At 33.2% G+C, this 24,796-nt stretch carries 24 protein-coding genes; 21 read left to right on the top strand and 3 right to left on the bottom strand.

What is annotated here, in order from left to right; genetic code table 11:
- The first annotated feature begins 304 nt into the window (after positions 1 to 304).
- The 20 genes from pcrA (at position 305) to DWZ69_RS02260 (ending at position 14,934) form a co-directional block, all read left to right on the top strand.
- The gene (pcrA, locus tag DWZ69_RS02350) at positions 305 to 2,626 is read left to right on the top strand and encodes a DNA helicase PcrA (protein WP_118436024.1); all 2,322 of its coding nucleotides are present in this window, start codon (positions 305 to 307) and stop codon (positions 2,624 to 2,626) included.
- 68 nt (positions 2,627 to 2,694) lie between these two features.
- A complete protein-coding gene (locus DWZ69_RS02345; protein ID WP_022164518.1) occupies positions 2,695 to 2,931 on the top strand; it encodes a hypothetical protein in 237 nt (78 codons plus the stop codon).
- Between the two features lie 27 nt (positions 2,932 to 2,958).
- Entirely contained in the window at positions 2,959 to 3,213 is a 255-nt protein-coding gene (locus DWZ69_RS02340; RefSeq protein WP_118436022.1) for a hypothetical protein, read from the top strand.
- Between the two features lie 82 nt (positions 3,214 to 3,295).
- A complete protein-coding gene (rlmD, locus tag DWZ69_RS02335) occupies positions 3,296 to 4,666 on the top strand; it encodes a 23S rRNA (uracil(1939)-C(5))-methyltransferase RlmD (RefSeq protein ID WP_118436020.1) in 1,371 nt (456 codons plus the stop codon).
- Between the two features lie 408 nt (positions 4,667 to 5,074).
- A complete protein-coding gene (locus DWZ69_RS02330; RefSeq protein WP_118000113.1) occupies positions 5,075 to 5,365 on the top strand; it encodes a hypothetical protein in 291 nt (96 codons plus the stop codon).
- An 80-nt stretch (positions 5,366 to 5,445) separates the two neighbouring features.
- Positions 5,446 to 5,568: a hypothetical protein gene (locus DWZ69_RS12320; RefSeq protein ID WP_278286624.1), complete on the top strand. Its 123-nt coding sequence runs from the start codon at positions 5,446 to 5,448 to the stop codon at positions 5,566 to 5,568.
- A gap of 210 nt (positions 5,569 to 5,778) precedes the next feature.
- Positions 5,779 to 7,287, top strand: coding sequence for a hypothetical protein (locus DWZ69_RS02325; RefSeq protein ID WP_118436018.1), 1,509 nt, complete (start codon positions 5,779 to 5,781; stop codon positions 7,285 to 7,287).
- 206 nt (positions 7,288 to 7,493) lie between these two features.
- On the top strand, positions 7,494 to 7,772 hold the full coding sequence (locus DWZ69_RS02320; protein WP_118000109.1) for a helix-turn-helix domain-containing protein: 279 nt from the start codon (positions 7,494 to 7,496) through the stop codon (positions 7,770 to 7,772).
- Between the two features lie 3 nt (positions 7,773 to 7,775).
- Positions 7,776 to 8,330, top strand: coding sequence for a hypothetical protein (locus DWZ69_RS02315; protein ID WP_118000107.1), 555 nt, complete (start codon positions 7,776 to 7,778; stop codon positions 8,328 to 8,330).
- A 299-nt stretch (positions 8,331 to 8,629) separates the two neighbouring features.
- Entirely contained in the window at positions 8,630 to 8,848 is a 219-nt protein-coding gene (locus tag DWZ69_RS02310) for a hypothetical protein (RefSeq protein WP_022165574.1), read from the top strand.
- Entirely contained in the window at positions 8,802 to 9,254 is a 453-nt protein-coding gene (locus tag DWZ69_RS02305; RefSeq protein ID WP_118000105.1) for an 8-oxo-dGTP diphosphatase, read from the top strand. The genes DWZ69_RS02310 and DWZ69_RS02305 overlap by 47 nt, the downstream gene beginning before the upstream one ends.
- A 32-nt stretch (positions 9,255 to 9,286) precedes the next feature.
- Complete coding sequence (locus DWZ69_RS02300; protein ID WP_118436187.1) at positions 9,287 to 9,637, top strand: arsenate reductase family protein; 351 nt, start codon at positions 9,287 to 9,289, stop codon at positions 9,635 to 9,637.
- Positions 9,616 to 10,074 carry a hypothetical protein gene (locus DWZ69_RS02295; RefSeq protein ID WP_118436016.1) on the top strand — a complete coding sequence of 153 codons (459 nt, stop codon included), beginning with the start codon at positions 9,616 to 9,618 and terminating at the stop codon, positions 10,072 to 10,074. The genes DWZ69_RS02300 and DWZ69_RS02295 overlap by 22 nt, the downstream gene beginning before the upstream one ends.
- Positions 10,075 to 10,123: 49 nt before the next feature.
- Entirely contained in the window at positions 10,124 to 10,744 is a 621-nt protein-coding gene (locus DWZ69_RS02290; RefSeq protein ID WP_118436014.1) for a methylated-DNA--[protein]-cysteine S-methyltransferase, read from the top strand.
- Entirely contained in the window at positions 10,741 to 11,112 is a 372-nt protein-coding gene (locus tag DWZ69_RS02285) for a hypothetical protein (protein WP_118436013.1), read from the top strand. The genes DWZ69_RS02290 and DWZ69_RS02285 overlap by 4 nt, the downstream gene beginning before the upstream one ends.
- A gap of 354 nt (positions 11,113 to 11,466) precedes the next feature.
- The gene (locus tag DWZ69_RS02280) at positions 11,467 to 11,763 is read left to right on the top strand and encodes a hypothetical protein (protein WP_118000096.1); all 297 of its coding nucleotides are present in this window, start codon (positions 11,467 to 11,469) and stop codon (positions 11,761 to 11,763) included.
- 153 nt (positions 11,764 to 11,916) lie between these two features.
- Positions 11,917 to 12,126 (top strand): hypothetical protein, encoded by a 210-nt coding sequence (locus DWZ69_RS02275; protein WP_243081030.1) that lies wholly within the window; start codon positions 11,917 to 11,919, stop codon positions 12,124 to 12,126.
- Positions 12,127 to 12,319: 193 nt separating this feature from the next.
- A complete protein-coding gene (locus DWZ69_RS02270) occupies positions 12,320 to 13,087 on the top strand; it encodes an SDR family oxidoreductase (protein WP_118436011.1) in 768 nt (255 codons plus the stop codon).
- 63 nt (positions 13,088 to 13,150) lie between these two features.
- A complete protein-coding gene (locus tag DWZ69_RS02265; protein WP_022165582.1) occupies positions 13,151 to 13,408 on the top strand; it encodes a heavy-metal-associated domain-containing protein in 258 nt (85 codons plus the stop codon).
- A 152-nt stretch (positions 13,409 to 13,560) separates the two neighbouring features.
- On the top strand, positions 13,561 to 14,934 hold the full coding sequence (locus DWZ69_RS02260) for a sodium-dependent transporter (RefSeq protein WP_118436009.1): 1,374 nt from the start codon (positions 13,561 to 13,563) through the stop codon (positions 14,932 to 14,934).
- A 243-nt stretch (positions 14,935 to 15,177) separates the two neighbouring features.
- On the opposite strand, the gene DWZ69_RS02255 is transcribed toward DWZ69_RS02260, so the two are convergent.
- Entirely contained in the window at positions 15,178 to 16,446 is a 1,269-nt protein-coding gene (locus DWZ69_RS02255; protein ID WP_118436007.1) for a hypothetical protein, read from the bottom strand.
- 30 nt (positions 16,447 to 16,476) lie between these two features.
- Entirely contained in the window at positions 16,477 to 17,199 is a 723-nt protein-coding gene (locus DWZ69_RS02250) for a family 43 glycosylhydrolase (protein ID WP_118000088.1), read from the bottom strand.
- A 358-nt stretch (positions 17,200 to 17,557) separates the two neighbouring features.
- Here DWZ69_RS02250 and DWZ69_RS02245 point away from each other — a divergent pair, with 358 nt between their 5' ends.
- Positions 17,558 to 24,016 carry an Ig-like domain-containing protein gene (locus tag DWZ69_RS02245; RefSeq protein WP_118436005.1) on the top strand — a complete coding sequence of 2,153 codons (6,459 nt, stop codon included), beginning with the start codon at positions 17,558 to 17,560 and terminating at the stop codon, positions 24,014 to 24,016.
- A 91-nt stretch (positions 24,017 to 24,107) separates the two neighbouring features.
- Here DWZ69_RS02245 and nth read toward each other — a convergent pair whose 3' ends face one another.
- Complete coding sequence (gene nth / locus DWZ69_RS02240; protein ID WP_118000208.1) at positions 24,108 to 24,740, bottom strand: endonuclease III; 633 nt, start codon at positions 24,738 to 24,740, stop codon at positions 24,108 to 24,110.
- Positions 24,741 to 24,796 lie beyond the last annotated feature (56 nt).

Here is a 24,796-nt window from a genome sequence, read left to right as displayed (position 1 = left end):
TCATCATGCAAAAAATAAATACAAGATGTGAAAAAAGTATAAAAATAATGCATAAAGTAAAAAAATATGTATTAATATGCTTTTCAAAATATGGAGAGATGGTACAAAAAAGGGTTATGTGAAATTATATAATTTGATTAAATAAAATAATTAGAGAAAAATGGGAAATAATTAGGGGATATGATTAGAGAAAAAAACAAAAAGAAAGAATTTAAATTGTAAAAAATGAATTTATTTATTATTAGGATTATGTTAGAATAGAGAGACAAACATTTGTTTGATTTTTATATGACGAGGTTTATAAATGAACAAAATATATGATACTTTAAATGACATGCAGCAGATGGCAACTTTTCACACAGATGGTCCGTTGTTGATTCTGGCTGGTGCAGGTTCAGGAAAAACAAGAGTTCTTACTCATAGAATTGCATATTTAATAGAAGAAAAAAGTGTGAATCCATACAACATTATGGCAATTACATTTACCAACAAGGCGGCAGCGGAAATGAGAAGTAGGGTAAATAAGATTGTTGGTTTTGGTGCTGAGCAGGTTTGGGTTAGCACTTTCCATTCAGCCTGTGTGAGAATTCTTAGAAGATATATAGATAGAATTGGTTATAGCACAGATTTTACAATTTATGATACAGATGATCAGAAACGATTAATGAAGAATATTATTAAGGAACTTAACCTTAACACAAAGATTTACAAAGAAAATGCTATGCTTGGAAAGATATCTGATTTTAAAAACAAGCTTATTACCACAGGTGATGTGGCGGCAATGGCAAGAAATGATTTCAAGATGGTGAATATTTCTAAGATTTATGATGAATATCAGGAAGCCTTGAAGAAAAATAATGCGTTGGATTTTGATGATTTAATAATGAAAACAGTGCAGTTGTTTAACAAGTGTCCGGAAGTTTTGGAAGGGTATCAGAATCGACTTCAGTATATTATGGTGGACGAGTATCAGGATACTAATGCGGCACAGTTTGCGTTTATTAAACAGTTGGCTTCTAAGAATCAGAATTTATGTGTAGTTGGTGATGATGACCAGTCTATTTACAAATTCAGAGGGGCTGATATTACAAATATTTTGCAGTTTGAAAAGTATTTTCCAAATGCAAGGGTGGTCAAACTGGAACAGAATTACCGTTCTACAAAGAACATATTAGAAGCTGCCAATTCGGTTATACATAACAATGCCGGAAGAAAAGACAAGACTCTTTGGAGTGACAATGAGCAGGGAGATAAGATTGATTTATATCAGGCAGAAGACGGTTATGCTGAAGCAGAAATGGTTGCAAGTGAGATAAAAGAAAAAGTAGATTACGGAAAAGCAGATTATAATGATTATGCAATTTTGTACAGAACTAATGCACAGTCAAGAGCTTTGGAAGAAAAATTAATGATGAAGAACATTCCTTATAAGATTATTGGTGGTCAGAATTTCTATCAGCGAAAAGAAATTAAGGATATTATTGCATATTTAAGGATTATAAGTAATCCAACAGATGATATTGCAGTAGAGCGAATAATAAATGTTCCCAAAAGAGGAATAGGTGCAACAACTGTTGAGCGTGTGAAGGATTACGCAAGAGCATACGGAATGGATTTGTATGATGCTTTTTTAGAAGTTGAGAATATTCCGGGACTTTCAAGAGCAGTTTCGAAAATTAAAGGATTTACTAATTTAATTGAAGGTTATAAGACAGAAGAATACGAGAATGATATTCTAAAATTAGTAAATGCAATCTTGACAGACACAGGCTATATGGGTGATTTGGTTGCTGAAAATACTGACGAGGCAAATGGCAGAATTGAAAATATTGAAGAATTAATTAATAAAATTATTGAATATGAAGAAAATACTGATGAGCCTGTTTTATCAGAATTTTTGGAAGAAGTTGCTTTAGTGGCAGAAATCGATAATCTTGATGAAGACAGTAGTTATGTTGTGCTAATGACAGTTCACAGTGCAAAGGGATTGGAATTTCCGTATGTATTTTTATGTGGCATGGAAGATGGTCTGTTCCCAGGCTATATGAGCATTATGGCTGATGATGCACAGGAATTAGAAGAAGAGAGACGACTTTGCTATGTGGCAATAACAAGAGCCATGAAACATTTGACAATTAGTTACGCAAAGAAGCGTATGGTTCGTGGAGAAATGCAATATAATATTGTATCAAGATTCGTTAAGGAAATTCCACCAATGATTGTTAATAGCAAGAATGTGACAGATACAAGAGCAGCAGGTGTTGAGAAGAAGCAACCTTCATTTAGTGGCTTTGGCGGTTATGAAGGTTCACTAAGTCATGGCGGTGGTTATATGGGAAGTTCTAAGAGATATGGAAGTGATTGGAAAGATAACTCATATCGAGCTATGTCCAAGAAGCCTGCTTATGGTAAACCAAGTAGCAAACCTAGCTTTGGAAAAGAGTTTGTAGTAACCAAAGCTGACATAGATTATCATGTGGGAGATAGAGTGAAGCACATGAAGTTTGGTGAAGGAACAGTGCTTGGAATTGAGGATGGACCAAGAGATTATCAGGTAACAGTTAATTTTGATTTAGTAGGTCAAAAGGTTATGATGGCATCATTTGCTAAACTTAAAAAAGTGTAGTAAAAGACCATGATTGATGATATAATATTACTATTAAAAACGAAATTAAACAAAAAGAGGTGAATAATATGGACGAATTAATGAAGGGTGTAAAAATCGGAAAACTCATTGGAAAAGATGAGAAGAAGGAAACTTGCAAAATCGTAGCAGTTGTTCTTGGTGTTATCGCAGCAATTGCAGCAGTAGCAGGTGCAGCTTATGGAATTTATAGATTAATTAACAAAGATTATTATGATGATTTCGAAGATGACTTTGATGATTTATTTGATGAAGATGAAGAAGATGAAGATGATTTTGAAGATTAATCGTTTTTCTTTGAATAGTTAATCTTTATGAAAGAGTTTCAATATTGGTATGTTTCTTATGGAAGAATTTTTATTATAGATTTTTTATTTGAAAGTATCATTTTGAAACTCTTTCTTTGTAAAAATAAAGGATTAAGTTTAAAAAAGTCAATTTTGGTAAATTCTCAAAAATTAGTTACCAAATTAGTTAAAAAAGAATTAAGAGAAGAAATTAGTAAAAAATCAGATAAGGGGAATCAGTTGAAAATAGTAAATAAATTAGTAAAAGTTAAAAAGTATTAAATTAGTTTATACTTTAGGATTTTAGAGAAAGGAGAGTAATCCATTGTCTGTAAAGAATGGTGGATTATGCAAGATTATATAGATGAAAAAAGGTGTTGAATACACAGGAAAAGTTGTGGGACTTACATTTCCTAATAAGGGAAAAGTTGATTGTGGAGAAGAAGGAATGGCAGTAGTTAAAGGAACAGTACCGGGACAAACTGTCAAATTCGTAGTTTCAAAAAAGAGATCAGGAAATGCCATTGGAAGATTAAAGGAAGTTGTTGAAAAATCTGAACTTGAAGATGTTTCTCCAAAGTGTCCGCATTTTGAATTTTGCGGTGGCTGTTCTTATCAAACAATGAGCTATGACAACCAGTTAAAATTAAAGAAAGATACAGTTAAGGGAATTCTTGATAACGCAATTAATGAGTCATACGAATTTCAGGGAATTTTGCAAAGTCCATTGCAGTGGGAGTATAGAAACAAGATGGAATTCTCTTTTGGAGATGAAGTAAAAGATGGTCCACTTGCTCTTGGAATGCATAAGCGCAATAGTTTCCATGATATTGTGACAGTTGATGAGTGTCAAATTGTAGATAGTGATTACAGAAAAATTCTTGATGCTGTGTTGGAATTTTGTGCCGGTAAAGAATTACCTTTTTACAAAAAATTACGTCATGAAGGATATTTAAGACACCTTTTGGTAAGAAGAACAACAATTACAAAACAGTTACTTGTTGCGGTGGTCACAACATCGGACAAGGAAATGGAAGAGAAGGCAAACTGGACTGAGTTAGTTGAAATTTTAAAGAACCTTGATTTGTCAGCAAAACTTTGCGGAGTAATACATATTATTAATGACGGTTTAGCTGATGTGGTTCAAAGTGACGAAACAAGAATTTTATTTGGTGATGAATATATTTATGAGGAGTTGCTTGGATTAAGATTTAAGATTTCAGTTTTCTCATTTTTCCAGACAAATTCTTTAGGAGCAGAAGTTCTTTATTCTAAAGCAAGAGAGTACATTGGTGACACTAAAGATATGACAGTGTTTGACCTTTATAGTGGGACAGGAACAATCGCCCAGATTATCGCACCTGTTGCTAAAAAAGTAGTTGGTGTTGAAATCGTTGAAGAAGCCGTTGAGGCGGCAAAAGTTAATGCAGGCTTAAACGGTCTTGATAACTGTGAATTTATCGCCGGTGATGTTTTGAAAGTTATAGATGAAATTGAGGACAAGCCGGATATGATTATTCTTGATCCACCACGAGATGGAATTAATCCAAAAGCATTGCAGAAAATAATTGATTTTGGTGTAAATAATTTGGTTTACATAAGTTGTAAACCTACAAGCCTTGCAAGAGATTTAGAAATGTTACAGGAGCAGGGATATAGAGTAGAAAAGGCATGTGCAGTGGATATGTTTCCTAATACAGTGCATGTGGAAACGGTGGTTAAACTTAGCCGATAAATAAAGGAGTTTCGTGGATTTGAAGGATAATTAAGTCAAAGGAAAACACTATTAAATCATTGTAAGGAAAAATAGATTATATTAAAAATTAATAGATATTTTCCGTTGATTATTTATATAATATAAAATCTGATTTACAGGTGTGGTCAATCTGGTGATTGATTGGTAAAATTGATTTAGATGTGGTGGATTTGGAAATCCATCGGTAGCTCCCACTTAGGTGGGAGCTACCGATGGATGCAGAAAGATAGAGAGGCAATTTTATAAATCATTTTCAAGAAATAATGATATGTGGAATGGTGATTGTAAGAGATGAGAAAAGTCACTTTACTGGGGATGAAAGAACAAGGAGGAGAAGGTATATTAATAAATGATTAATGAGTCATTTCGATATACTGAGAATGAAATATGTGGATTATTTGTGGAGCAATCAGCATTATATTTTGTATTGGTGGTTGGATATTAAAAATTAAAGAAAATGATAGGGCGGTATTATCAGCAGTCTGCTCGTTAGCATTTGTGATAGCTACACTTTTGGTTCAGTACAAAATGGCATTAAATTGGGTTAATAAAAAAGACTGGACAGCGTTAATGGATGTTATGCCATCAACGCTTGTAATATTGTGTGTGTATGCTATCGTTTTGATTTTGGCAAATGTGATTACAATTGCAGATAAGAAAAATAATAATTTCCAATAGTGGTAATTATGGAAAAAATAGATGTAGATGGGTGCAGGATAAAAAATTAGATTAATGCTAGATGAAATGAGGAGATAGCAATGCAAAACACTGAATTAAAAATAAATTTGCAGGATACAGAATGGAAACTTGCTTATATTAATCATGATAGAAATATAGCTAGAGCAATTGTTTATGATGAAAAAGAACAATTTTTTTTGTAAGAGCAGAACGTGATGATGATTTTGGAAAAGCAACATTGATTGAAAGGGCAGGTGGGGGTGTTGAAGAAGGAGAAGATTTAACAGACGAAATGTACAATCAACATACTAATTTTTGAGAAAAATAGTGCAATGACATATTATGTCCTTGTGTCAAACTACAATGAAAATGTAAAAGTTAATGATTTGTGTCAAAGATACGGAGGAATAAATATGGCAAAAAAAGTTAGATTTCCATTAGAAATGGAAGATGGTGTTGAAGTAAGAAGTATGGAAGAATTACGTGATAATTTTTCATTATCAAGAGTATTGGAATACTTTAATGATGGAAGGCTTGTAACATGGCTTCAGGACAGGTATGAAAATACTATTGCAGAAGAAATCGCAGCAATTAATCCAAACGAAGAGGATGTTGAAAAGAAAATTTGTGAAGTTTTAGATGTAAAATATGATGAAAATACATCTGAAGAAGAAGGTATGGCTGAAGAAAGAAAGCGTAAATTAGAGCTGCTTAAGGAATATCCTGATGCTATGAAATATGCAAAGAATGTTGACTATGTAGCTTTTGATCAGGACGATTTATACGATTTACTTGATGAGAACGCAAAAGAAATTTATTTGTGTGGTAAAAGATTTCCAGTGCCGATATCTAAAGGTAATACAAAGTATATTGGAATTATTGATGGAGTTGAGGTTGTGATAGAGGCAAAACAGCCTGTTGATTTTGAATCAAAATCCATTTCATTTGTAAATTGTCAATTTGATGAGAAATATAGGAAGATAGTAGGCGCAGAAGAAAAGAATTTGTCAGTAATAGCAGAGAACAAAGAAAACAAGGCGGATAGTAAATTTGATATCTTTAATGATATTTTTGATTCAGAATCGGAATGCCAAGAAAAATCGAATGATAGTCAAGCATTAAGTAATATTGATTTGGATGAGATAAGCGAATTTGTGGATAACATAAGTGAAATTTTAGAAGAGTTTGTAGATGAAGCGTTTGAAAACGAAGAAGAAGGCTTATATGAATATGACGGTTCTATTGAGTGTGAGGCTGATGATTACAATGATTCGGGTTATTACATAAAAGCGAAAGCAAAAGCTGCATGTAAGGAGGAACTGTCAAGAGCAGTATTTGAGGTTAAAAGATTATATGAGAACGTAAAAAAAGAATTAATAGATACCACAGAAATATGCTATAAAGAATTAACATTTTCAATTGCAGCATTCTTGAAAAATGTATTTTTTGAATCTTGTGAGGCATTTGCGGATGTCTATTGTACAGGCAATACGAAAGGGTACGTTGAAAGAAAAATTGATGATTTAAAGACTTCAGTTAATAAACCAGACGAAAGTTGGGAAGAACAAATCCAAAAAAAATGTCAAAAAGCATTTGCAGAAGCTATTGAAAAATCGTTCGATGAAGAGGAAAAAGAAGTACCTGGTATTAAGGAATTATTTGAAAAATGCGAATATTGTGAAGGGTATGAAGACGATTATAGTTTTTATATTGATAGCGCATGTGAAAGTTTAGTTGATGCATATGAAAGTATTATTTATGACGCAGAGGCGGATTTTCCGAATGCTGTATACGAGTCATACGTTGAAGTAATGTATGAATATGTGAATAATTTAAAAGAATGGATAGGTAGTTTTCAAAATCGAAAAACTGTTACAGGGAGAGAGATGATTGAAAGAATGATAAAAAGACTTAATATGTAAAAATGTTAGAGCACATAAAAGAAAAATATAGATTTAGTAAGTAATTTGGGCGACCATTCGTTTTCAAAAAAGTTGAAAATGAATGGTTGTTTTCTTTGTGAAATACTTAAAAAAATGTCAAAAATCAAAATTGACACTAAATAAAATTAATGTTATTGTTGTGACAAATATCAAAGTGGCACAAAATAAACTAATAGGAGATAGTCATGATAAAAACATTGGAGGAAGCATTAGAACGCATTAAGGAACTGGAAGAAGAGAACAAGAAGTTGTTGTCGGAATTGGAATATTATAGAAACAGAAATTACGGTGGAAGAAAGAAACATAACGAGGCATGGATGGCTGCTTATAATGATTTTGCCGGTAAATATGAGAGTGGTATGACTATTAACGAAATTGTAGAAGAAGGCGATATTAGTAGGAGAACTGCATATCGGTATAAAGCTTATTATGATGAATTAAAAAGTGTGAAGGAGAACAAATAGCTTATGGAAGAAAAACAAAATTCAAGAAATGTATCTATTGTTAAAGATTTAAATGGAAATAACATTGTTATAATTAATGATATTGTTTTTAAGGGGAAAAAATCCATTAGTTGGAAAGATGTTGAAAAATATTTGATGAGATATGTTGGGGAATTGTACACAATAGTAGCTACTAACGAAGTGGTTTATATAGGAGCAGATTTGCCAGATGAGTATGCACATTCAGAATATACTAATATTTTAAAGGGTGCAAATGCTAAGGCTAAAGCCAATGCAGTACAAGGTATTCCCGAATTAATTAAAATTTCATCGGGATTAAAATATTTTCCAAATAAAAAGAAAAAACATAATAACGATGCAAAATATGGTTGGTATAGGTATGAATCAAGATTCGCATTACCTGTATTTGGTGAAGATGGTGAGATATTGAGATTTAATGTATTTCATGTGGCGATGTTAGTGCGTCATGCTAGAGATGGAAAGAAATATTTATACGATATTATGAATATAAAAAAAGAAACGAGCAACCTTTTCCAGTCACAAGACCTTACTCAGTGAGAAAACCCATTTCTTAATTAAATGATAGCAGTTTATTTTACAATTGTCAAGATGGAAACAAAAAAGAATAGTGATTGTTACAGAGCAGATATAAATTTATCTACTATGTAGATATCGCAATGGATAAAATCTATTGAACAATGGGAATAGAAAATTATTATTAAATTTACTTGAAATTGAAGAAAAATAACAGCCATTATATTACTTTATGTTATACTGTTTTAAAAGAGTATGTGTGGCTTAATTCACCCATATGAATGTTACAATAAGATTATAAATAGCAATAAGAGAGGACGCTAATGCTGGATAAAGCTAAAATAATAATGAAGATAATTCCATATCAAGATAAGTATAGAGATGACCTTATTTTTATGATTCTTGAAGCAAAAAATGCTTTAGGAAGAGTGCCGGGACTTAATGAAGATTTACTGGATATCCAAAAAAATTATAACAAAAGAACAGGAGTAGCAAATGAGAACGGAGCAGGTAACGCTTACCAACATGTGTATGGTGTATGATGACGACGGCAATGTGCTTGTACAGGATAAAGTTGACAACGATTGGGGAGGCTTAACATTTCCGGGTGGTCATATTGAAAAGGGCGAATCTTTTGTGGATTCGGTCATACGTGAAGTATACGAAGAAACAGGTTTGAAAATAGAAAATCCACGAATTTGTGGGATAAAGGACTGGATGGAAAAAGATGGCAGCAGATACATAGTTGTTTTTTATAAGACAAATAAGTTTAGTGGAGAGCTAAAATCTTCTGAGGAAGGAGAAGTAAAATGGATTCCACTGGAGGAGATGAAAAAAGGAAATCTTGCAATGGATATGGATGATATGCTGAAAGTTTTTCTGGAAGATGATATTAGTGAGTTCCATTACACTGTGGAAAATGGTCAATGGAAACACGAACTAAAATAGTAAACAAAATAATGAAAAGGATGGTGAAGAAAATGTTATTTATTTGTTACCCAAAATGTTCAACATGTAAGAAGGCTAAAAAGTGGCTTGATGAGCATGGTATAGAATATACAGAACGTCATATTGTAGAAGAGAATCCTTCTTATGATGAATTGAAAAAATGGTACACCGAAAGTGGATTGCCATTAAAGAAATTTTTCAACACAAGTGGGATGCTTTATAAAGAAATGCATCTTAAAGATAAGCTACCAACAATGAGCGAGGATGAACAAATACAGTTATTGTCGACAAATGGTATGTTAGTAAAACGTCCGTTAGTTGTGGGTGAAGGTCAGGTATTGACTGGATTTAGAGAAGCAGAGTGGACAGAGAAACTTCTGTAAAGAAAGCTTTTAGTGTTCGATTTGCTTTGGTAAAGAAAGCTTCAAAATATAAATTACTGAAAAATAGATTTAAAGTTTCAGAAAATAAAGATGGAGCAAGTATAAAATCATATACTGTTAATTCGGATGATGTCATTGAATATGGTGGAGTAAAATACATAGATGCAGATGGATATTTATCTAAAGGTATCACTTTTTACTGGGAAGAAGATGGTGGAATGGAGAAAGCAGGAACTATAAAGGATATTGCATATAATAAAGCTGTTAATGGAATTGAATGTGAATACGCCATTAAAGTAAAATATGTTGGAGAAGATGCATATTGGAAAAATGGTATAAGCTTTCTAAGAAGCGCCAAGATAACAGGAGGAGACACAGTGTATTATGTAGCTTTGTTTGATTCTAAAAGACCTATAAAAAAAGAGGATTTAGATTAATAAAAAATAGAGCAACTTCAAGAAAGGTTTATAAAAAAGAGGTGCAACCATGAAAACAAGAAAACAGGCAACAGATTTTGGTTTAACATTTGAAAATACATATTTAGACACACCTTTCAAAGACATTAATTGGCAACTTATAAGAGTTAAAGGCAGCAAAAAGGCATTCCTTTGGGTGTACGAGAAAGATGGCTTTGTGAATTTGAATGTAAAGGTAGACCCCCAGTGGAGAGATTTTTGGAGGCAGACTTATGAATCCGTAATCCCCGGTTACCATCAGAACAAGGAACATTGGAATACTATAATTTTAGATGGAAGTGTACCTGATAAAGAAGTAAAAAGAATGATAGCTGAAAGTTACGATATTATCACTGACAGTCCAACCAAGAGAATATATGAAGCTGTAAAAAAGATACCGAAGGGTCATGTAGCAAGTTACGGCAGAATTGCCGAGATGGCAGGAGAACCGAAAATGGCAAGAGCTGTTGGCAACGCACTACACAAGAATCCAGACCCGGAAAACATACCTTGCTTTAGGGTGGTTAATTCAAAAGGAGAACTTTCGGGAGCTTTTGCCTTTGGCGGAAAAGATGAGCAGGCTAGACGGCTTATTAAGGATGGCGTTGAAGTTGTAGATGGAAAAGTGGATTTGTCCAAGTATGGAATATGAAAAATGTTAAACCGGGAAAGTACAGAGTAGTTGCAGAGATGTCATTTTATTCTTACTTTGATTGGCATAATTGCCCAAGTCCGGAAAGAATTTCACTTACTATTAAAAAGAAACCAGTTAATGGTGTTAATGTAACAGAAACTAAAGGATTGAAAAGTCAGAAAGTTAGAGCAAAATTCAAAAAAGTTTCAGGCGCAAAGAAATATCAGGTTAAAATTGGTGGTAAAGTAAAAACAATTAAGAAAACATCTTATGTATCAAAAAAGTTAAAAGGTGATAAATACTATGGTATTTCTGTTCGTGCAAAAGTTGGAAAGAAATATGGTCCATGGAGCCCTAAGAGAAGAGTTTGGGTTAGAGAAAAATAAATATAAAAAGTATTTGTGATTATATAAGTTAAATATTGAAAAAAGAGGTAATTATGATTTGATTATGAAAATTGTAATTACCTCTTTTATTGTGCAGAAAAAAATCTTACATATCACTCTTCTCAGTATTTTGGGAACAAATTACAGCTGGTAGTGAGTTATACAAAATAACTGAAAAATACTCAAACAATTCTGTTTGGTCGCATTTGTTTGGATTCTGAAATAAGTTAATTAACATACCAGCCAATGCTTCAGTATAAAAATTGCATAAGAAAAACCTAAAATGGTCGGTTATTTTAGCAGTGTATTTTGCTTCTGTATCTCTAACAATATTTGTCCGTATTTGCACAAATTATGCCATGTCTTATTTTGGCTACTTATAAGTGGCTTGATAAATTTGAATACAGACCATTTGTGCCATCATTTAAAGGTTTCGGAAATGTTGTAAGAAAAGTAATGATACCTGTTTTCGTAATATTCGTCATTGTAATTGTGCCATCATTTTTAGCATCAAATTCGAACAGCTTTAGTTATGGGGCATCAAAGATTTTTAATGAGAAAACAAAAACGGGAGCAGATACGGCGAAGATAGAAAAAGCATTATATCCTATGTTGATACAGTGGGAACAGAAATACCTGAAAGTTACTTAGATAAGGAAATTTATTCAAAGTTATGTTCAGACAAATATACAAGAATGGTTATTTCAGTTGATGCTGAATATGAAGGTGAGAAAACTTTTAATCTTGTAAAAAAGATTAGAAGCACAGCAGAAAAATATAACTGCAAAATGTCACAGGGTAGCGTTGGCATGGCATTGGGCAAAAGACGTAGCCTCACCTATTATTGGTGCAACGAAGAAAAGTTATATTGATGATGTAGTAGGTGCATTAGATGTAAAATTAACAAAAGAGGACGTTGATTATTTAGAGGAGTTATATGTGCCACATCCAATTGTAGGGGCAATAAAAACAAATCCAAAACAAGGCGTAATGTTGTTAGATGAAAAGAAATAACATATTTCAGAATAAAAAATTATTCATAGGGTGTTATCTTAGACGAAATGTGGTAAATTATTTAAGTAGAGGAAAAATATTTATTATTGAAGATAGAAAATAATTCTTAAATAAGATGAAAAATAATTCTTAGAGAAGAGGAACAATAATTATTTTAGTAGAAAACTTAAATAACAGAAAGAAGGTAAATTTTATGAAAATTAAAACAGCCCTTATAACAGGTGCAACATCAGGTATTGGAATGGAGTTTACAAAGAGATTTGCGAATATGGGCTACAGACTTATTTTAACAGGAAGAAGAGTGGAGAGATTAGAACAGTTAAGCGAAAGTCTTAGCGTTCCATGTAGAATAATTCCGGCAGATTTGTCAAAAGAATCAGGTTGCTACGAGTTACTTGAAGAAATAGCAGATGAAGATATTTATGTATTTATTAATAATGCAGGATTCGGTGACTGTGGAAACTTCAGTGACACAAAACTTGAAAAAGAACTTTCAATGATTAATGTAAATATTAAAGCAATGCATATTTTATTTAAGAAAGTCCTTAAGAAAATGCTTAAGCAGGGACATGGAAGAATTTTGAATGTGGCATCATCAGCAGGACTTCTTCCGGCAGGCCCTTACATGGCTACTTATTATGCAACAAAGGCGTATGTAGTTAGCCTTACCAAAGCTGTGGTACAGGAATTAAAGGAAAGAAAAAGCAATATATATGTTGGCGCTCTTTGTCCGGGACCTGTTGACACAGAGTTTAATGACAATGCAGATGTAGTTTTTGCATTAAAGGGAATTACAGCAGATTATTGCGTTAAGGAAGCTTTAATAGGAATGAAGTATAGAAAGACAATAATAGTGCCATCCTTAAAAATGAAGCTTGCCGTTACAGGACAGAAACTTTTACCAGAATGTATTTTGCTGAAAATTGTTGCAAAACAACAAAAAAGAAAACAAGGCAAATAACATTTGACATATACCCATAGGGGGTATATAATTTCCTACATAAAGAATGTTTAGGAGGTTATTATGATTAAGACAACATTAGGAATAGATGGTATGATGTGTGGCATGTGTGAAAGCCACATGAATGATGCAATTAGAAATAATTTCAAGGTAAAGAAGGTTAATTCTTCACATGCAAATAAGACTACAGAAATTATTTCAGAAGGTCAGTTAGACGAAGATAAGTTAAAGCAGGTTGTTGCTGATACTGGTTACACAATGACATCTATTAATACAGAAGAATATGAAAAGAAAGGTTTTTCATTATTCCACAGAAATTAAGAGTTAAAAAATAATGACAGAAATTAATATTAATGTTAAAATGTCCTTTGGCGCTTTTTTGCGCTAGAGGATTTTTTTCATATAATAGAAAATTTCAAAGAAAGGATGCCCTTGTGGCAATTTAACAGTTACTGTTAAAACAGGGACAAAAGATGCAGGAAAGAGAAAAATTAAAATCACGATTGGGATTCTTGCTAATCTCAGCAGGGTGTGCCATTGGTATTGGTAATGTATGGAAATTCGCTTATGTTGCAGGACAAGGTGGAGGTGGAGCTTTTGTATTAATATATTTAATATTTTTAGTTTTACTTGGTCTTCCTATTATGACAATGGAATTTGCCATAGGTAGAGCCAGCCAGAAAACACCGGTAAGAGCTTATAAAGCATTGGAAAAGCCAAAAACAAAATGGCACATACATGGATATATAGCGTTATTTGGTAACTATGCACTTATGATGTTTTACACAACAGTTGCAGGTTGGATGCTATATTATTTTTATTTAACAGCTACAGGAAAATTTGAAGGTTTAGATTCAAAGCAGGTTGGAAATGTATTTAATGAAATGTTAGGACAACCTGTAACCATGGGTGTGTGCATGGTAATTGTTGTAGCAGTTGGAGTTTTTATCTGTTCAAGAGGCTTACAGAATGGACTTGAAAAAGTAACAAAGGTTATGATGGTGGCATTACTTTTAATTATGGTAGTGCTTGCTGTAAATAGTTTCTTTATGGATGGAGCAAAAGAAGGGTTAAGCTTTTACTTAATTCCAGACTTTGGAAGAATGAAAGAAGCAGGAATTATGAACACCGTTGTTTCGGCAATGAATCAGGCATTCTTCACTTTAAGTGTAGGTATTGGTGCCATGGCAATTTTTGGAAGCTATATTGGAAAAGACCATTCATTGTTAGGGGAGTCAGTTAACATTGCCTGTCTTGATACATTTGTGGCACTTACATCGGGCTTAATAATTTTCCCGGCTTGTTACACATTTAATGTTAATCCAACTCAGGGACCAAGTTTGGTTTTTATCACACTTCCAAATATTTTTAATAATATTCCATTAGGAAGAATGTGGGGAAGCTTGTTCTTTGTATTTATGACATTCGCAGCATTTTCAACAGTGCTTGCTGTATTTGAAAATATTATTGCATGCGTAAGCGAGCTTACACACTGGAGCAGAAAGAAATCAAGTTTTATAAACTTTATCGTTATTACTTTATTATCACTTCCATGTGTACTTGGATACAACGTATGGCAGTGGAAATGGTTAGATGTTTTTGGTGGAGCAATACTTGATTTGGAAGATTTCCTAGTAAGTAATATTTTACTTCCACTTGGTTCATTAGTATTCCTTTTATTCTGTACAAGAAAATCAGGCTGGGGCTGGAACAATTTCAAGGAAGAAGCAAATACAGGAAAAGGTGTAAAAATACATAATTGGATGAGAGCTTATTTAACATATGTATTGCCTTTAATAATTATTTTTATATTTGCAATTGGAATTTACGATAAGTTTGTAGGTTAAAAGTAATATACAGGCAGATTTAAAACAATAAATTTATAGGTTAAAAAAAATAAATAGATAAGTTAAAACGGATTATGGAGAAGTTACTCTGTAATCTGTTTTTTTATATAATAAGAAATTCTTTCGTAATTTCTTATTATATAAAAAACAATCCACTAGGGATGCACCCTGGTGCAAAAAGAAAATAGTTGTATGACAACACGCACTGGTTGCGGAGAATGTCGCAAACAACATTCTTTCTTGTTATTTAAGCTTTATTTTCTTTGGTTTAGACCATTTGCTGTAAATTATAGTGTTATCGACTTTTTTTAAGGCTCTAACTTTAACGTATAACTTTTTCTTATTGCGAAACCTTTTGGTTTTGAAAACAAAAGAAGCTTTTTTGACAATTTTAGTTACAGTTTTTTTCTTTGAAAACTTTTTAGAAGTAGATACCTTAACAAGATATTTAGCTTTGAAAACCTTCTTTAAAGTAATTTTAATTTTTGCAGCTTTACGTTTTTTAACAGCTTTCTTAACCTTTGATTTCTTTACAACAATTTTCGAGGTAGCTTTATCAGTCTTAGTAGTCACATTTGAATAAACGCTTTCATTATCAGATGTAGCTATGTCTGAGGAAACATTTTCACTACTAGATGTAACTACGTCTGAAGAAGCATTCTCATCAACGGATGTAGCAACGTCTGAAGAAGCATTTTCATCACTGGATGTAACTACATCTGAAGTTACATTACTACTGGTAGATGTAACTGATTCCAATGAACTACTTTCAGTGGCTGATGTAGTTTGAGAAGTGCCAGGGTTCTCAGTTGTAGCCTTTGGTGTAATAGTAGGTGCTGTAGTAGGTGTTGTAGTAGGTGGAACTGTTGTGGCAGGTGCAGTTGTAGTAGTTTCAGGAATTGTCTGATCTAGGAGTGATACAGAGAATCCGTTAATATTAACACCGCCCATGCTGCCTGTAAGTTTAATTGTATTGTTTGTTCCAGGATTTAAGTCAACTATACATGTTGCAACACCAGTGTAATCGTTCCAAGTTGTAGTAGGATCGAATCTTAAAAAATAACCAGTGTTTGCAGTGGCATTGTCAATGTGAAAACCTGAAATGGTTTTACCATTAAAGTTGGCGTTTTTAACTTCAACATTTGTAAGCCCGTAATCAGTTTTCTCTACAAATTCTGATTTGTCATATGTCTTATGTAAAGATTCGTATTCATTAGGAACAATAGGACCAACAGCAGATACGCCATCTTTTGTCTGATTTACTTTTTGAATAGAACCATCTTCATTGAAAAATACTTCATCTACACAAACAGATCGTAAGTTACCACGTCCTGAAAGATCAGAATTGTGATAGAACATATACCAATGATTTTTGTATTCAACAATAGAACCGTGTGTAGTGTCACAACTTGTTGCATCTAAAATAACACCACCATCTTTAAAAGGTCCATAAGGTGAATTTGAAGTAGAATATCTCATTAAGTTATGGCCTGATGTATTGTCAGCATACATTGCATAATAAATTCCATTTCTTTTAAATACTCACATTCCTTCATGGAAATCTTCAAGAGTTTCATCAATTTCTACAGGATCTTCTGCTAAGGTCTGCATATCGCTACATAACTTGGCAACATAGCATTTAGAACCACCACCGGTATAAAGATAGTATGAACCGTCATCATCCTTAAAAATACAAGGATCAATTTTTGTTACATAAGGACTGCCGTCTTTCATTTTTACATATCCGTCATCTTTGCATGTAAAATCTAAAGTAGGTTTTTTGCTTGTCGCTACACCAATTCTCCAAGTGCTGTTCCAATCATCGTTTCCAGTTGGATGTGGAAAATAGAAGTAGTATGTGTCATCGACATGTGCAGTATCAGGAGCCCACATTAAACCACCTTTGCTACGTCCCCATGATACGTCAGCAGCTGAAAGAATTTCTCCTTCGTCCTTCCATGTAACCATGTTGTCGGAAGAATAAACATGATATTTATCCATGTTTCCACAACCTTTTGCCGGCATCATATCGTGCGAAGCGTAAATGTAAATTCTACCATTCTCTTCCCAAACATGAGCGGATGGATCAGCGGTAAAAATATTTGTAATGATTGGATTACCGGCCTTGTATTCAGTTTCGTTTGTTAAATTAGTGCTGATAGCATTAAAAGTGTTATTGCCCTGAATAGTTGTACTACCTAAGGCTGGAAAAGTTTGCACAATAAGCGTTAAAGATAGTGCAATACTCAAAAGTTGTTTTTTCATTTCTCCCTCCTAACCTGCCGATTGTAATCGACAAAATAATAATATTTAACAACTCGTTAAGTATAAGTTGAATAAAAAAATTGAACAATACAAAATTCTATATGGAAAACGTTTTCTATATAAAATTTGATATAAAACAGCATTTCATACAAAAAATTATATAAGAATATAATGAAAAATGTATTATAATTTAACGCTTTATTAAACTAAAATATTATATTGTATATTAAAATACATGTTGTTACAAAAGTTGACATATGTTTCTTTGATGAAACAAAACGGATGTACAAATCGCCAAATGTGTAGAAAAAATATACAATCTAGTAATTTAACAATCATAAAAAAGAAGGAGGGAAAAATGAAAAAGTTAAATACTATGGTATCGAAATTAGTAGTTTTAGCTTCAATGGTTTTGGCAATTATTGCAACCACACTGATTTTTGATACAAGCAGATTCTGCACAGATGTTGCAGCAAAAGATATTACAGATAACTATGTTTTATCTACAATATACGAAAAAATCCAAGTGCCTAGAATTGAAAATACAAATGGCACAGTGACTTATCAGGTATATACTAGAAATTTAAACATAGATTTATCCAGTGTAGATGACAGTAAACTTGCATTAAGCATGAAAGTTTACGTTAAACAAATTGAAGGAATAAGAGCCCCATTAGATATTTTCAAGGAGGGTAACGGCCTAGGATTCTTAGAGTTGGCTAATGCACAACTAAATACTGAAAGTTATTTAAATTTGAAGGTAAAAGGCTTAAAACGAGCAGATGGCAAGGATTTAGTTCCGGGAGAATGGAACGATGTATTGATTCCATTTTCAACAGGAACAAAGAAAGCATCGTTTGATAAGTCAAAAATTACATGGTTCAGACTTTGTTTGGCATATCTTGCAGGCGATACAGGATACCAGTCATTCAGATTAAAGGACGTATGTATTGTTGATACATCAAGAGCTGCACAAAAAGAAGAAACACCGGAAGTTAAAAATTGGGACACAACATATAATGTAGGAAGCATTCCTTTTACATGCGATATAACTACAAAGAAGGATACTACTGTTATAGCAGAGAAGAAGCTTGATACACCTATTGATGCATCAAAGCACAATCCTGCAAAATTACAATTAAAGTTCGATGCGGAATTATCAAATACAACAGATCCTGGAAATGTAGCACCATTAATGGATAATGGTGGTTATGCTTTCATCCAGTTATCAAGTAGTGGAAGTGCCGACAAGGACATGGTTCAGTGGTACATTAGAAAAGTGGCTTGGAAGAATGGAAAAGCTACATATACTGTTGACTTCTCAAGTTATGAAAATGGTAAAGATGGTGAGATAGATTTATCAAAGATAAACTATATGAGAGTTTTCTTTGCACATACATTTATTTCTGATGAAATTAATATGAAGATTAGCAATGTTAAAATTGTTGATAGCACAAATATATGTACTGTACCTTCTATTTTCAGTGATGGAATGATGTTACAGCAGAATAAGGATATATCAGTTTGGGGTACAGCAAAACCTGGTAACACGATTACTGTTAAGATTTCAAAAGCAGATGGTACAGCTGTAACAAGCAAAGAAGTTAAAGTAGGAACTGACGGATCCTGGAAAACAAAATTAGACAAGCAGGCAGGAAGTTATACTAAATATAAAATGGAAATCCTTGATAATGGGGATTCAGTAAAAACTATTAATAATATATTAATTGGAGAAGTTTGGTTAGCATGTGGTCAGTCAAATATGGCATTGAATGTAGGAAGTGATATGGATAGCGAAAACATTTTAGCAAATGCTACAAATGACAATATCCGTATATTCCTAGAGCCTACATACCCATATGGACAGACAGGAACTCAGCTATATGATCCAACATATGACGTTCAAGGTGCATACTGGGGAAGCGGAAATGATAAGGATGCTGTAAATAAAACATCAGCCGTAGCTTATGCTTTTGCAAAGAAATTACAGTCTCAGTTAAATGTACCTGTTGCTGTTTTAAATACACCAATTGGTGGTACTGTAATAGAAGGATGGCTTCCAAGAGAGGCAATTCAGGGAGATGCAACATTAGTAAAGGAATTAGAAAAGAGAGGACTTTACTATGAAGAGGATTTCTGGTCAGATACAGCAGGAACAATGTCAACACTTTACAACCAGAAAATTGGACCTATAACAAATTACAGCATTGCAGGTGCAATTTGGTATCAGGGAGAAAGTAATAGTGGTAGATCAGAAATTTACGATAGAGAATTGTCTTTATTAAAGAAGAGCTGGAGTGAAAAATTTGGATTTGAAAATAATTCAATGCCATTTATATTCACACAGGTAGCACCACATCATTATAATACAGGTACAGAACATTTAGGATACTTAGCTAGTGCAATGGAAAGAGCATTTAAAGAAAACATAAAGAACAATATGGCAATGCTTACAATTTATGATTGCCCATTGTATCATGTTAAAAACAAAGTGTCTTCAGACCCAATTCACCCACGTACAAAAACACCTGTTGGTGAAAGATTTGCTAAGGCTGCAATGAATATGGTTTATAAGGGTGGAGATGTTTACACGGCACCGGTATACAAGGCAAAAGAAATTAAAGGTAATGCAATTTATATTACATTTAATTGTGTAGGAAAAGGTTTGTCTATAATTAAAAATTCAGGAAATACATTACATGGATTCACAATTGCAGGAAGTGATGGAATTTATGTAAATGCTAAGGCTGAAATTGTTAGTAAGAACAGGGTAAAAGTGTATAGTGACCGTGTAGAAAATCCAAAAGAAGTAATATATGCTTTTAATAACTTTAATTGCAATGCTAACTTAATGAATAGTGCAGGAATTCCAGCATCACCATTTAGAACAAAAACAATTGAAGAAGTTGATACAACTTTAAATCCAGCAAAAGGCATTACATATTTTACAGCAAATGACTGGATTTATGCTGATGAAGATGAGTGGGTATACGATCCAACTAACGTAAAAGTTAATAATGATGACGATGATAACAGATGTTTAGGCTATAGACCTGCATGGAAGACAACCAATGGAACCTATTCATATGATTCAACAAATAAGGCAGAAGGAAAGGCATCAGTTAAGTTAGCTTACACTGGAGCAGGAACATCTTCAGTTGGACCAATTGTTACATATGAAAGCGAAAAGATTTCTTATGGTAACTTTAAAACTATAAGTGCAAAAATTAGCAATCAGACTAATACTGCCAAATCAGTTGCATTAACAATAGTAAGTGGAAACAAAACATATACTGTTGTGCCTGAAGCAGGACAGCAAATACAGAACAACAAAGTTACTTTAGCAAATAATAAATCATTCAATGAAGTTACATTTGACATGACAACATTAATGGATGGAAATACTAAAGTAACAAACACATCTGATATTTGGAATAATATTACAGATATGAAGTTTGTTTTTGAAACATCCGGTAAGGGTAGTGTTAATGTAGATGATATTTCATTTGGTTTAATAAAGAAGGTTTCTACAGATGTAGAAGAAAGTGATGAACCTGTTGCATCATACAATTTTGACAGCGATACACCATCAGGCATCAATATGAAATGTGGTGAATTAAAAACTAATAGTAATTATACAGATTGGTTTATTGAAAAAGATGGTAAGAAATGTGTTAATTTAGGTCAGTACAAATATATTCACTTTGCTGTTGATAGTAATGTAGTTACAGAAAATGACAGTAACTTAATGATTAGAATAACATATTTCGATAATACTAATGCATATTTCGGAATGCAGTACAATACTTTATATGATGGTACATTAGCAGCTGAAACAAGTGACACTAAATTCAAAACAGCATCAGTTATGCGTGGTGGTACTAATAAATGGGTTACAACTACAATTTGCTTAAGTGATGCTTCATTTAGACATGCGCAGTTTAATACATATGATTTTAGAATATATGGTAACGGACAAGCCGGAACATATATTTCAAAGGTCGAAGTAATTAAGAAATCAGTAAATCCTGATACTGAAGCAATTACTAACAGAAGAGGAAAAACAGAACATGCTGAATTTACAGGAAAGAGTTTCGCAGGATATCAGGCATGGTTCGGAACAGGAACACAGAAAACAAGTTGGGGACATTATGATTATGGTAAGGCAGAGGAAGATGGAACAAGCTGGCCAAGAAAAGACCATATTTCAATCGACTACTTCCCATATGTAAAGGATTATGATGAAAGTGCATTAGCACAGACAGGTTTTGATAATCTTGGAAGTGGAGAACCAACTAAGTTATATGATTCAACAAATGAAAATGTAATTAACACACATTTCAAATGGATGAATCAGTACGGAATTGATGGTGCTGCAATTCAGAGATTTGCAGGAACAATTAAGGGTCGTACATTATATAATGATCCACAGGATACTTTATTATACAAGATGAAAACAGCCGCTGAAAATAATAACAGTCTGTTCTACATTATGTATGATATTAGTGGTGGTGACCAGATTAAAGATAAAACAGATGACACAACAATTAGTAGCTGGGTAGAGGATATTAAATTTGACTGGGTATACAATATTGAAAAACAGCTTCAAATGACTAATTCAGATGCTTATGCAACAGTTGATGGAAAACCTGTAGTTTGCTTATGGGGAACTGCAGTATCAGGAAGACCTGACAGAGTTGTTGATTATCAGGAAATGATTGATTTCTTCCATAAGAGGGGATGTTATGTAATCTTTGGTGTTGGAAGAGATTGGAGTACAAATACAGCAACAATGGCAAAATATGAAAATATCTTTAAACAGGTTGACATGATTTCACCTTGGATGGTTGGATCTAACATTAGTACAAAAGAATCAATAGATAGTTTATATTCTTCATTTATTGAGAAACATTGGGCTTGGTGTAAGGCTAATAATGTAGATTATTATCCTGTACTATTCTCAGGATTCTCATGGGCATTATGGCATGGAGATCCAAACGATAAGCCAAATGCAATGCCAAGAAATGCGGGACAGAACTTCTGGTATCAGGCATACAAACTTAAACAAATGGGAATCCCATCATTCTATATAGCAATGTTTGATGAATATGACGAAGGTACAGCTATTGCTAAGAATGCCAGTGATTATTTTGATATTCCTAAGGATCAATGGTTCGTAACTGCAAGTTGTGATGGATATTGGTGTTCACAGGACTTCCAGTTAAGAACAGTTGGAGAATCTATCAAGATGGTTAAGGGAGAAAGAGAAGCTGTTAAGGAAAATCCTGTACCACAGTCAGAAGGACCAATTTACTACAGAAATAGTTTTGAAAGTAAGTATGTAAAATGTCCGGCAGAAAACAGCAAGTATAATGGAGACTATGCAGTAGATCCATGTTTCAAAAATGATACACAGCTAGAAAATGATGGCGTAACAGCAACAACTACTATTGAGAAAAATACACTTGCAAAAACAGGTGATTACATGGTAACAATTGGTGGTAATGCTAGTAAGGATAATGCAAATTATTTATACAGAATGTCTGAAACAAAGATTAATATGCAGAAGGGCTTAAAACTTTCATATTCAGTTTATGCGGCAAATGAAGCTGGCAAGAACACAAGAGTAGTATTGTTATGTGATGACAATTCTAAGATTATTGCAAAACCTTCACAGACATTAACAGTTGGAAAGTGGACAGATTGCACTTACGAAATGCCTGCATCAAGTATGAATGGAAGAAAGATTGTAGGTATTGCACTTTCATATACTGGAAACAAGGGCGACTTCAAGGCATATTATGATGACATTATTTTAGAAGATGACCCTACATATAGTGTTAATAAAACTGAGTTAAACAAGGTTAACGAAAAGGTAAATAATTTAGTTCAAAGTGATTATACTCAGGAAAGCTGGGCAAATCTTCAGAACACAATTACTTTTGCAAAAAATCTTCCTAATACATGTACTCAGGAAGAAATGGACGATGCTGTTAAGGCTATTGAACAGGCAATTACAAATCTTGTAAAGGCTGAAAAGACAACAAGTGGTCAGCAGACAACAAGCAACCAGGAAACAACAGGTGGTCAGCAGACAACAAGCAACCAGACTACAACAGCTAGTCAGCAGACAACAAGCAATCAGACAACAACAGGTAGTCAGCAGACAACAAGTAATCAGACAACAACAGGTAGTCAGCAGACAACAAGCAATCAGACTACAACAGCTAGTCAGCAGACAACAAGTAATCAGACCACAACAGGTAGTCAGCAGACAACAGGCAATCAGACTACAACAGCTAGTAATCAGCAGGAAACAACTACTGCAAAGCAGCAGGGCGTTTCACAGAAAATCAAGTTAAATGTAACTAAGAAAAAACTTGGAAAGAAAGAGAAGTTTAAGATTAAAGTTAAACTTACCGGCAAGAAGTCAAAGGTTATGTTTAAGTCAAGCAATGCAAAGATAGCAACAGTAAATGCCAAGGGCGTAGTTAAGGCTAAGAAGAAGGGCAAAGTTATTATCATTGCATATACAGATGAAGGAGCAACAGCAATTTGCAATATTACTGTGAAGAAAGCACCAAAATACGTTAAGTTTAAGGCTCAGTCAATTGAAATCAAAAAGGGCAAAAAGAAGAAACTTAAAGTGAAACTTTCTAAAAATAGTGCAGGTAAAGTAACCTTCAAAGTTCAGAACAAGAAGATTGTTAAGATTGACAAGAAGGGAAGAATTACTGCTATTAAGAAAGGAAAGACAGTAGTTACAGCAAAGACTTATAATAAGAAAAAAGCAAAGATTGTAATTATTGTAAAGTAGACTCCTTTATATATAAAAAAGGGAATGTCCTAAAACCATAAGGTTAAAAGGGCATTCCTTTTTATGTTAATCTTAATTAACAAATAATAAATTATATGTTTTTCTTACAAATATCTTCAAGGCAACATCTTTCGCAATGAGGTGTTGTTCTAGCTGTACAGACTTCTCTTCCGTGGTAAACAAGTCTGTGACAAAAATCACTTCCTTTTTCAGGAGGAATAATCTTCCATAGTTCCATTTCTACTTTTTTAGGTTCTTTAATTCCATTTACAAGTCCAATTCTATTACATAATCTAATGCAGTGTGTGTCTGTAACGATTGCAGGTTCTCCAAAAACATCACCCATAATCAAATTAGCACTTTTTCTTCCTACACCTGGTAATTTTAAAAGATCCTTCATATTGTCAGGCACTTTGCAGTCAAATTCATCTTTTAGCATTTTCATGCAAAGACTAATATCTCTTGCTTTACTTTTGCCAAGACCACAAGGTCTAACTATTTTTTCTATCTCTTCAACGGGTGCATCGGCAACGGCTTCAATAGTTGGATATTTTTCGTAAAGAGCCGGCACGATTTTGTTGACACGTTCATCGGTGCATTGTGCAGCTAGTCTAACGCTAATTAACAGCTTCCAGGCATCGTTGTAATCAAGAGTGCAATCAGCATCAGGGTATTCTTTTTCTAATCTTTTAATAACTTCTAAAGCTAAATCTTTTTTTTTCATAATAAAATCCTTTGTGAAAATAAATATATAAATCTTGTTTTTGTACATTGAATTAT

Source organism: Eubacterium sp. AF34-35BH (assembly GCF_003477765.1).
Lineage (GTDB): Bacteria > Bacillota > Clostridia > Lachnospirales > Lachnospiraceae > Eubacterium_G.
The sequence above is the reverse complement of the archived record's forward strand: the minus strand, read 5'-3'. Positions and strand labels throughout refer to the sequence as shown.